The organism is Streptococcus sp. WM07, from assembly GCF_004570525.1.
Classification (GTDB): Bacteria; Bacillota; Bacilli; order Lactobacillales; family Streptococcaceae; genus Streptococcus.
In genome coordinates this window covers 1-8,794 of sequence record NZ_SPPZ01000061.1, presented here as the reverse complement: position 1 = coordinate 8,794, position 8,794 = coordinate 1, and the positions used below count along the sequence as shown (strand labels likewise).

Annotated in this window: 9 protein-coding genes; 1 reads left to right on the top strand and 8 read right to left on the bottom strand. The window is 41.8% G+C overall.

The annotated features are described in order from the left end of the window. Positions 1-159 precede the first annotated feature (159 nt). The 7 genes from E4T71_RS07390 to E4T71_RS07360 all read right to left on the bottom strand — a co-directional run bounded on the left by E4T71_RS07390 (position 160) and on the right by E4T71_RS07360 (position 7,100). Positions 160-1,044: a YihY/virulence factor BrkB family protein gene (locus E4T71_RS07390; RefSeq protein ID WP_167758492.1), complete on the bottom strand. Its 885-nt coding sequence runs from the start codon at positions 1,042-1,044 to the stop codon at positions 160-162. Between the two features lie 36 nt (positions 1,045-1,080). Next, positions 1,081-1,938: a methionyl aminopeptidase gene (locus E4T71_RS07385; protein WP_135038561.1), complete on the bottom strand. Its 858-nt coding sequence runs from the start codon at positions 1,936-1,938 to the stop codon at positions 1,081-1,083. Positions 1,939-1,947: 9 nt separating this feature from the next. Beyond that, positions 1,948-3,225 (bottom strand): DRTGG domain-containing protein, encoded by a 1,278-nt coding sequence (locus E4T71_RS07380; RefSeq protein ID WP_135038559.1) that lies wholly within the window; start codon positions 3,223-3,225, stop codon positions 1,948-1,950. Further along, positions 3,225-3,767 carry a GNAT family N-acetyltransferase gene (locus E4T71_RS07375; protein ID WP_135038557.1) on the bottom strand — a complete coding sequence of 181 codons (543 nt, stop codon included), beginning with the start codon at positions 3,765-3,767 and terminating at the stop codon, positions 3,225-3,227. Before E4T71_RS07375 ends, E4T71_RS07380 begins: the two co-directional genes overlap by 1 nt. A gap of 59 nt (positions 3,768-3,826) precedes the next feature. Then, complete coding sequence (locus E4T71_RS07370) at positions 3,827-5,086, bottom strand: UDP-N-acetylglucosamine 1-carboxyvinyltransferase (protein WP_135038555.1); 1,260 nt, start codon at positions 5,084-5,086, stop codon at positions 3,827-3,829. 227 nt (positions 5,087-5,313) lie between these two features. Next, complete coding sequence (gene metK, locus E4T71_RS07365; RefSeq protein WP_135038553.1) at positions 5,314-6,504, bottom strand: methionine adenosyltransferase; 1,191 nt, start codon at positions 6,502-6,504, stop codon at positions 5,314-5,316. Between the two features lie 125 nt (positions 6,505-6,629). Next, positions 6,630-7,100: a cytidine/deoxycytidylate deaminase family protein gene (locus E4T71_RS07360; RefSeq protein ID WP_135038551.1), complete on the bottom strand. Its 471-nt coding sequence runs from the start codon at positions 7,098-7,100 to the stop codon at positions 6,630-6,632. Between the two features lie 133 nt (positions 7,101-7,233). Between E4T71_RS07360 and E4T71_RS07355 the strand changes: the two genes are divergently transcribed. Continuing rightward, the gene (locus E4T71_RS07355) at positions 7,234-8,079 is read left to right on the top strand and encodes a DegV family protein (RefSeq protein WP_135038549.1); all 846 of its coding nucleotides are present in this window, start codon (positions 7,234-7,236) and stop codon (positions 8,077-8,079) included. Between the two features lie 129 nt (positions 8,080-8,208). On the opposite strand, the gene E4T71_RS07350 is transcribed toward E4T71_RS07355, so the two are convergent. Next, entirely contained in the window at positions 8,209-8,571 is a 363-nt protein-coding gene (locus E4T71_RS07350; RefSeq protein ID WP_135038547.1) for a DUF1304 domain-containing protein, read from the bottom strand. Positions 8,572-8,794: the final 223 nt, after the last annotated feature.

The following is an 8,794-nucleotide window of genomic DNA, read 5'->3' as shown; positions in this document are numbered from 1 at the left end:
TTTATCTAACCTGAACAATTAGATTATATCAGGAAAAAGAAATGGAAGCTCAAAGCCTTGTCAGCCACCAGCATAGCTGGTGGTTTTCTTGTTTTTCTCTTCGAGAAAAACTGGCTAGAAGCCACAACAATCAAGGCTAGGATATCCTAGCCTTTTTTCTTATGATAAATACGTTTTACTGTCAAATTCCCCTTCTTTTACAAATTGATAAGAAGCATTCAAAACAGCACCAATAATGAGAACTCGAGCAATTAAGATAAACCAGAAGATCACTGCAAAAAGAGCAACCGATCCAACCAAGCGATAATCCGTAAAACGTCCCATATAACGGATTAAGTAAAGATTAATAAAACCGTTAAAGAGATAAAGAACGATTGTCACTAATAAAATCCCTGGAAGCGTGTAGCCTATTTTCTTAATAGCAACATTTGGCAAACTATAATACAGAAAGAAGAGCAAGAATACCAAAGGAACCATACTCCAACCACTCAGCCCTTTCAAAAACTCCTCCAACGGAAAGGTGTCCATCTCTAGCCAAATCTTCATCTGCTCCAGAAGATAGGAAGAGAAGAGACTTAGAAAACTAAGGCTTAAAATTACAAGCTGTAACAGAACACCCATGGCTAAACTAAGAATGCGAGAAGCAACATAATTCGTTCGCTTTTCCACGCCATAAACCTTATTAAAACTCTGCTCCACCATCCACATACTGGATGATAAAGTCCAGAAGGCTGATAGAAGGGCGAGGCTCCAAAAACCAGTAGAAGGTTTCGACAAAACTCCTTCTACTAACTGGGAAATGGTCGGATACAGACTCTCCGGTAACCAAACTTCTAGGTAAGACAGGATATCACTGGTACTCACAGGTAAATATGGGAGGAGATTGGCTAGAATCAAGAAAAAGGGAATCAAGGAGAGCATCAAATAATAGGCAATCGCTATGGACATCACCTGACTATCTGCTTGACTATAAAATTTCCCCAAGGCACTCACTAGAGGATTCTTGCTAAATGTAGCTAGTCTCCCTTTTAACTTCTCCATCATCTCCATCCCGTATCCTATTCTCCTTAAACGGCTTTCTTAGTAACTTCCCTCTTCACCCTGACTCGTTAAAATCACAGGTCCATCCTTAGTAATTACAAATTGGTGTTCATACTGACAAGACCAACCACCATCTAAGGTTTTATGAGCCCAACCAGTTTTCATATCGGTATCAATTTCCCAGGTTCCCTGGTTAATCATCGGTTCAATGGTCAAGACCATCCCTTCCCGTAGACGCAAACCACGACCAGCACGTCCATAATGAGGAACCATTGGTTCTTCATGCATAGTTGGTCCAACCCCGTGGCCAACAAGGTCTCGGACAACTCCGTAACCCTTACTTTCTGCATATTCTTGAATAGCAGCCCCAATATCACCTAGACGATTCCCCACTTGGGCTGCCACAATTCCACGATAGAGACATTCCTTGGTTACATCCATTAGTTCTTGAACCTCGGGTGTAACTTCCCCAACGGCATAAGCCCAACAAGAATCAGCTACTCCACCGCGGAAATCTTCAGACAGGCGACGCATAGTTGGCACATCATCAAAATCTAGACTGGACACATCCAACTCAGACTTATCTACCAAGCCAACAACCATATCAACCTTGATCAAGTCCCCATTTTTTAACTTTTTATGACGAGGAAAGGCATGTGCTACTTCGTCATTGATGGAACAGCAGGTCGCATATGGATAATCCATCAAGTGTCCTTCTACCCCAATTTGCAGAGGTAAGGCATTTTCTTCCCTACAACGACGACGCACATATTCTTCGATATCCCACATATCCATTCCCGGCTTAATCAGATCCCGCAAGCCACGATGAACACTCGCTAAAAACTCACCACTTGCCTTCATTAAATCAATTTCTCGTTGAGACTTTAAGGTAATCATGTATTCTCCTTATTGTACTGTAATTTCTATAGTTATTTGAGCAACTGCTTGCTCTTTTTCTTTAAATAATACTTGAAAAACGCGACTAGTACGACTTTGATACAAGAGAGTTCCCTCTACTTGCAAGACCTCTTCCACCTCAATCGATTGAAAAACACGAACCGATGCAGAGGTCAGGTAAAAACCTGAACCTGCTAGCGCAAGTTCAGACTTAGCTAACTGTAAACCTATTTCTACTAAAACCCCTGCTGCCAGATTTCCCTGCTCATCCAAAAGCGAGGGAGCTACTCGCAACTGATGGGAAGTATCTTTTTTTTCCAAGTAAGGGCGTAACTGCTCCGCAAAGGTTGCTGATAAATCTCTTTTTTCCTGAGCCAGATCTTGAATCAAATCCTCCCTGCGCAAGACTCCTAATAGCCGGTTCTCTTCATCAACAACCGGCAGGATTACCATTCCTTGCTCAATCATTTTCCGCTGAGCGACTGCCAAACTCGTATAAGGGGTCATCTGTAAAGTTCCGCTATGTAAAAGTTTCCCTAGATGAACAAAGCTAGCTTGTCCACCTACTTCTTGGAGACTAACTAGACCTTGAAAAAAACCACTCTGATCGACAATTGGAAACGTTGAAGCTTGCTTTTTTTGAACCAAGGCTAAAAAATCACGAACCAGATGGTGAGTCGTTAGACAACCAAATTCATCAATCGGTGTATAACTATCCGCCACTGTTAAAATATGCGACTTCATACGCCGTTGGGAGACAGCCTGAGAGATTTGACTAGCAACTTGATAGGTATCCTCACTACTGGATAAGATGGGAATTGAGAGGCTATTGGCTAAATCTAAAATCTTCTCTGCTACAGAAAAGCCCCCTGTAACTAGGACAGCACAATCATGGTGCAAGGCTAATTCCTGAACCGAGGTTCTATCCCCTACAATCACCAATCCACCATCCTTGAGATGAGTCACTACATTCTGACGGGACATAGCCCCAATACTAAAAGCCGAAAACTCCTTGTCCAAGCCATCTGCTCCCGCCAACACTTTGGCTTGGGTAACTTCAACAATTTCACCGTAAGTTAAAGGAGTTAATCCTTCATCTTTAGTGGACACCCTTACTGTACCACTCCGAGGTCGAGTCTCAACCCATCCACGAACTTGGGCTTCTTTAATGGCACGATAAGCCGTTCCTTCGCTAATGCCTAAGAAGTTTGCGACACTTCGCACACTGACTTTCCGTCCGATTGGCATGGACTCCAAGTAGTCCAAAACTTCTTGGTGTTTACTCATCAGTCCCCTCGCTTTCGTCGGAATTCTACATAATCACGCATTTTACGGGTATAGCGATCACTACCTTTAAACTGCCGATGGAAGCTGAAACCCGCTTTTTCTGCAACCCGTTGACTGGCTATATTTTCCAAGTGTACCTGAAGACTTAGGGCTTTGAATCCTTGAGAAACTAGCAAAATCTGACAGAGGGCCTCCAGTCCTTCAACAACCAAGCCTTGCCCCCAATACCTTTTATCCAGGAAATAACCAACTTCAGCTTCCAAAGCTATCTCTTGAATTTTTTCCAAACGAATAACCCCAATCAAGCGATGCTCTTGAGGATCTTCCAATACCCAAGTCCCAAGAGTTTTTTTTAGAAAGGCATGGGTCCATAAATGAAGACTTTCTTCCAGGTTTTGTTGAGCTGGAAAAATATAACGAACATTTTCTGGATCATGGGCAATGGCGTGAAAACTTTCCAAATCCGTTACTAAAGGCGGGCGTAAATAAAGCCGAGATGTCTGAAGAATAGAATGCTGGGCTAAATGGGTCCAAATAGTCATGACCTCTCCTCTATTGTCAATTATAAAAGAGGAGCCTGCTGCGCAACTCCTCCTAGTTACTAGTCATCAATAAGATCGATGGAGGCTCCCAAGTTCCGTAATTTTTCAATAATGTTTGAATAACCACGTAAGATAAATTCAACATTTGTAATTTCAGTTTGCCCTTGGGCCATCAGACCAGCTGTGACTAGGGCAGCACCTGCCCGTAAATCAGTAGCTTTGACTAGAGCACCATGCAACTGATTGGGACCATCATAACTAATTTGATTCCCAACCGTTGTAATTCCAGCTCCCATTCGAGCTAACTCTGGAACATGATTGACTCGTTTTTCATAGATTGTATCCATGATTAAACCACGTCCCTCCGCTCTCAAGAGTAAAGGAGTGATTGGTTGTTGCAAATCAGTGGCAAATCCTGGATAAGGTGCTGTTTTAATATTAATAGCTTTGAGATTATCCTGTTTTTCCACGAAGACACTATCTTCAGAGATCGTCATCCGAACACCCATTTCCTCCAACTTCGCAATAAAGCCTTCTAGGTGTTCGTAAAGAACATTGGTAATCTTAACCCCTTCTCCAATAGCCGCAGCCATGGCGATATAGGTTCCCGCTTCAATCCGATCTGGAATGACTTGATGACGAGTACCGTGTAGATGCTCAACTCCTTCAATGGTAATCACATCTGTTCCGGCTCCCCGAACATGGGCTCCCATATTGTTAAGCAGAGTCGCTACATCAATAATCTCAGGCTCACGTGCCGCATTTTCAATAACCGTCTTGCCTTTTGCTTTTACAGCCGCCAACATCGTATTAATCGTCGCCCCAACAGACACAGTGTCCATGTAAATCATAGCACCATGAACCCCTTGACCGTCTGTTGTTAAATGCATGGAATTTCCTTCATAAGTCATCCGTGCACCCATAGCCTCAAAAGCTTTCAAATGTAAATCAATGGGACGAGGCCCTAAATCACATCCGCCTGGTAAACCAACTGTTGCTTCGCCAAAACGACCCAATAAGGAACCGTAAAAATAATAGGAAGCTCGTAGGGAGTTGATTTTTCCATATGGCATCGGCATAGATTGAACTCCAGAAGGATCAATTTCGAGACTATCACCATCCCGTTTAACGGTTGCCCCCATGACCTCCATGATATCAATCAAACTTGCTACATCCGAAATATCAGGGACACCGTCAAGCGTTACAATATCATCCGACAAAATGATTGCCGGAATCAAAGCCACAACACTATTTTTGGCACCCGAAACAGCGACCTCTCCCTTGAGAGGGCGCCCACCATTAATGATAATTTTTTTCATTTTTAACAATACTTTCTTGAAACTGATAAAACCATACGGTTTGGCATGATTATACCACATTTCCGTGGAGCTTGCTAGAGTCGGGAACCTCAAAATACTAATATATTCTAGTTTCATTCGCAAAAAAGAAGCAGAATCTTAAGACCCTGCCTCTCACATTTTCCCATATCACTCTCATCAAATCCTATATTTGATGAGCCATCGATGAAAAATACCTGATTCAATCACTACTTGAAAAAAGCTTTCAAAGCGTCTACTTTATCTAATCGTTCCCACGGTAAATCGAGATCTTCTCTACCCATGTGACCATAAGCAGCTGTTTGCTGATAAATTGGCTTCTTCAAATCCAACATCTGAATAATCCCGGCTGGACGGAGATCAAAATGAGCCCGCACTGCTGCTTCCAAAGCAGCTTCTTCTTGGGTACCTGTCCCAAAAGTGTCAATACGAATCGAAACTGGCTGAGCCACACCAATTGCATAGGCTAATTGCACCTCTGCCTTATCTGCCAAACCAGCAGCCACTATATTTTTAGCAATATAGCGAGCAGCATACGAAGCAGAACGGTCGACCTTAGTCGCATCTTTACCAGAGAAAGCTCCACCTCCATGTCGTGCTGCTCCTCCGTAAGTATCCACTATAATCTTCCGACCGGTTAAGCCGGAGTCCCCCTGTGGTCCACCGATAACAAAACGACCGGTTGGATTAATGAAGTAGCGGGTTTCTTCATCCAATAACGTAGCTGGAATAACCTGCTCAATGACTTCTTTTTTAACCATCTTGGTCAATTCCTCATAGGAAACATCTGGATCATGCTGCGTTGAAATCACCACTGTGTCTACTCGATGAGGTTTTCCGGATTCATCATACTCTACTGTAACCTGACTTTTAGCATCTGGGCGAAGGTAAGAGACATGACCCGACTTGCGCAAATCCGCCAAACGCTTCACTAGCTTATGCGATAAAGAAATGGCAAGTGGCATCAATTCAGGAGTCTCATTGACCGCAAAACCAAACATAAGCCCTTGATCTCCAGCACCAATTTGATCTAATGGATCCTCTCCATTCCCTTGACGTGTTTCTAAAGAAGCATCTACTCCTTGAGCAATATCAGGTGACTGCTCCACCAAAGATGGATGAACTCCTACAGTTTCTGCAGAAAAACCATATTCTGTATTGGTATAACCAATCTTGGCAATGGTATCTCGAACAATACGGTTAATATCTACATAAGCCGTTGTAGAAATCTCTCCAAAAACATGGACCGATCCTGTATAAACAGCTGTTTCAGCTGCTACGTGAGCATCCGGATCCTGCTCAAGAATCGCATCTAAGATGGCATCTGAGATTTGATCTGCGATCTTATCTGGATGCCCCTCCGATACCGATTCTGAGGTAAATAATTTACGTTCAGACATGTGTGTCCCCCTTTTAATAGAGATTCGTTAAAAAGTTACAAAGCACTAGCGATACGCTACCTTTTCGGGACTAATTAACTCCTTTAGTCTATCATATGACAACAGGAATGTAAAAGGATTTGGAGTTATTGAAAGAAACTACTTTCTTGAACTGCTTTTTGTACCTGTTCAAGTGGAATCTGTAACAAGGTCACTCCCTTTTGTTGATATAGTTCTTGTGCATAAGCATCTATTCGATAATCGTGAATATAGACAACACGAGAACAACCAACCTGCATCAACTGTTTCGAGCAGTGAAGACAAGGAAAATGAGTCACATAAGCTGTAAACTCCCGTGGTATTCCGCGCTCCGCACCCTGTAAAATAGCGTTGACCTCCGCATGTAAAGTACGGACACAATGGCCTTCGACAATGAGACACCCTTGGTCGATACAATGTTCTGTTCCTGAAATAGACCCATTATAGCCTGTAGAGACCACCTTATGATCATGAACCAATACAGCCCCTACCTGAGCTCGCTGACAAGTCGAGCGGTTCGAAATTAATAAAGCTTGAGCAGCAAAATATTCATCCCAAGCTAATCGTTGATGTGACATAACCTTTCCTCCTAAATACTAGTCAATTATAGCATATTCGCTTTTTCTTTGGATTTTTCGTAAAAATGTGCTATACTATAAATAAGACATAAAACTCAAAAGTGTTCATTTTTTTAAAAAGGAGAATCCTATTGTGAAATGGAAAATTATTGCAGATTCTGCATCTAACTATCGTCAATTGGAGCAGCTTGCTCCACAGACAAGCTTTGAATCCGTGCCTATGTATGTGCAGGTAGGAGATAAAACATTTACCGATAAAGAGAATCTAGATATCGATTTTATGATGGAAGTCATGTATGCAAGCGAGCAGGCTTCCAAATCAGCTTGTCCAAGTCCAGATCAATACCTACAAGCTTTTGGAGATGCCGAGGCTATTTTTGTAGTCACCATTACAGGAGCTTTATCAGGTAGTAACAACGCTGCACGCTTAGCGCGTGAAATCTATTTAGAGAGTCATCCAGATGCTAAAATTCATATTATTGATAGTCTTTCAGCAGGTGGAGAAATGGACCTCTTGGTCTACCAACTCAATGAATACATCAAGCAAGGCCTGACTTATCCTGAGATTGTCGCAGCTATCGAAAACTATCAAAAACAAAGCAAATTGATTTTTATACTAGAAAAAGTAGATAACCTGGTCAAAAACGGCCGTTTGAATAAGATTATCGGAAAAGTCGTTGGGCTCCTCAATATCCGTATGGTCGGTCAAGCCAGCAACAAAGGGGAACTTGAACTACTCCAAAAGGCGCGTGGAAATAAAAAAGCCGTCTCTACTACCTGGTCAGAAATGACAAAAGCAGGCTACGAGGGCGGGCGTATCCATATGTCTCATCGGAATAACCTTGATTTCTGCCAAGATTTAAGCAAACTCATTCGGTCTGAATACCCTCAAGCAGATATCCACATTCTCCCAACTTCAGGAATTTGTAGTTTCTATGCTGAAGAAGGTGGAATTCTTATTGGTTATGAAACTAAATAAGACTGGGCAAAAACGAACAATTTTTGACTTTGCTTAAAGTGTGAATAGATAAAAACAGCTTAGAATCAACGTTTCTAATGACGTAATTCTAAGCTGTTTCCTATTTTTAAGACTTTTTGCTAGCCTCATTTAAAGTAAAATCAAGCTAAGCAAGGTCAAAAATGGAAGACCACCTTGCTTCAAGATGATGGATTTATTACTGGAGAAACCACCGTAAAGGGCTACTACCAAGATATTGATTAAAAATACAAGCGCTACTTCTTTTCCATTGGCACTGAAGAAAGCCGCATACAGTAGACCTAATCCAATAAAACCATTGTAGACCCCTTGATTTTTCATCAAAACATTCAAAGACTTAGATTCAAGATCCGCCTTACTCAGTCCAAAGGTCTGACTCGTTTTATCGGAAGTCGTAGCCAAGGTTTCCAAATAGAAAATAAAGAAAAACAAAGCTGCAGACAAGACTAATAAAATTTGTGAAATAATAGACATTTTGTCCCCTTTCTAAAACTCTTCCAGTCTACCAAATCTAAAAAATACAAGCAAGAACAGAAACTTGAAAAAACGCTTCCCTTTACAGAAAATTTGGTAAGCGCCCAATAACAGAGTATATTGACAAAACTCCAAGATTATAAGCAGATTGCTTTTAATCTTGGAGTTTTCTTTATCTACAATTCTCTTGGATTTTTGGAGCCCATGGTAAATAAGCCTCTAG

What these genes read in the sequence shown, in the direction of transcription:
- E4T71_RS07390 (WP_167758492.1), bottom strand. Translation starts at nt 1,044, where the DNA reads ATGATGGAGAAGTTAAAAGGGAGACTAGCTACATTTAGCAAGAATCCT.
- E4T71_RS07380 (WP_135038559.1), bottom strand. Translation starts at nt 3,225, where the DNA reads ATGAGTAAACACCAAGAAGTTTTGGACTACTTGGAGTCCATGCCAATC.
- metK (WP_135038553.1), bottom strand. Translation starts at nt 6,504, where the DNA reads ATGTCTGAACGTAAATTATTTACCTCAGAATCGGTATCGGAGGGGCAT.
- E4T71_RS07370 (WP_135038555.1), bottom strand. Translation starts at nt 5,086, where the DNA reads ATGAAAAAAATTATCATTAATGGTGGGCGCCCTCTCAAGGGAGAGGTC.
- E4T71_RS07360 (WP_135038551.1), bottom strand. Translation starts at nt 7,100, where the DNA reads ATGTCACATCAACGATTAGCTTGGGATGAATATTTTGCTGCTCAAGCT.
- E4T71_RS07375 (WP_135038557.1), bottom strand. Translation starts at nt 3,767, where the DNA reads ATGACTATTTGGACCCATTTAGCCCAGCATTCTATTCTTCAGACATCT.
- E4T71_RS07350 (WP_135038547.1), bottom strand. Translation starts at nt 8,571, where the DNA reads ATGTCTATTATTTCACAAATTTTATTAGTCTTGTCTGCAGCTTTGTTT.
- E4T71_RS07385 (WP_135038561.1), bottom strand. Translation starts at nt 1,938, where the DNA reads ATGATTACCTTAAAGTCTCAACGAGAAATTGATTTAATGAAGGCAAGT.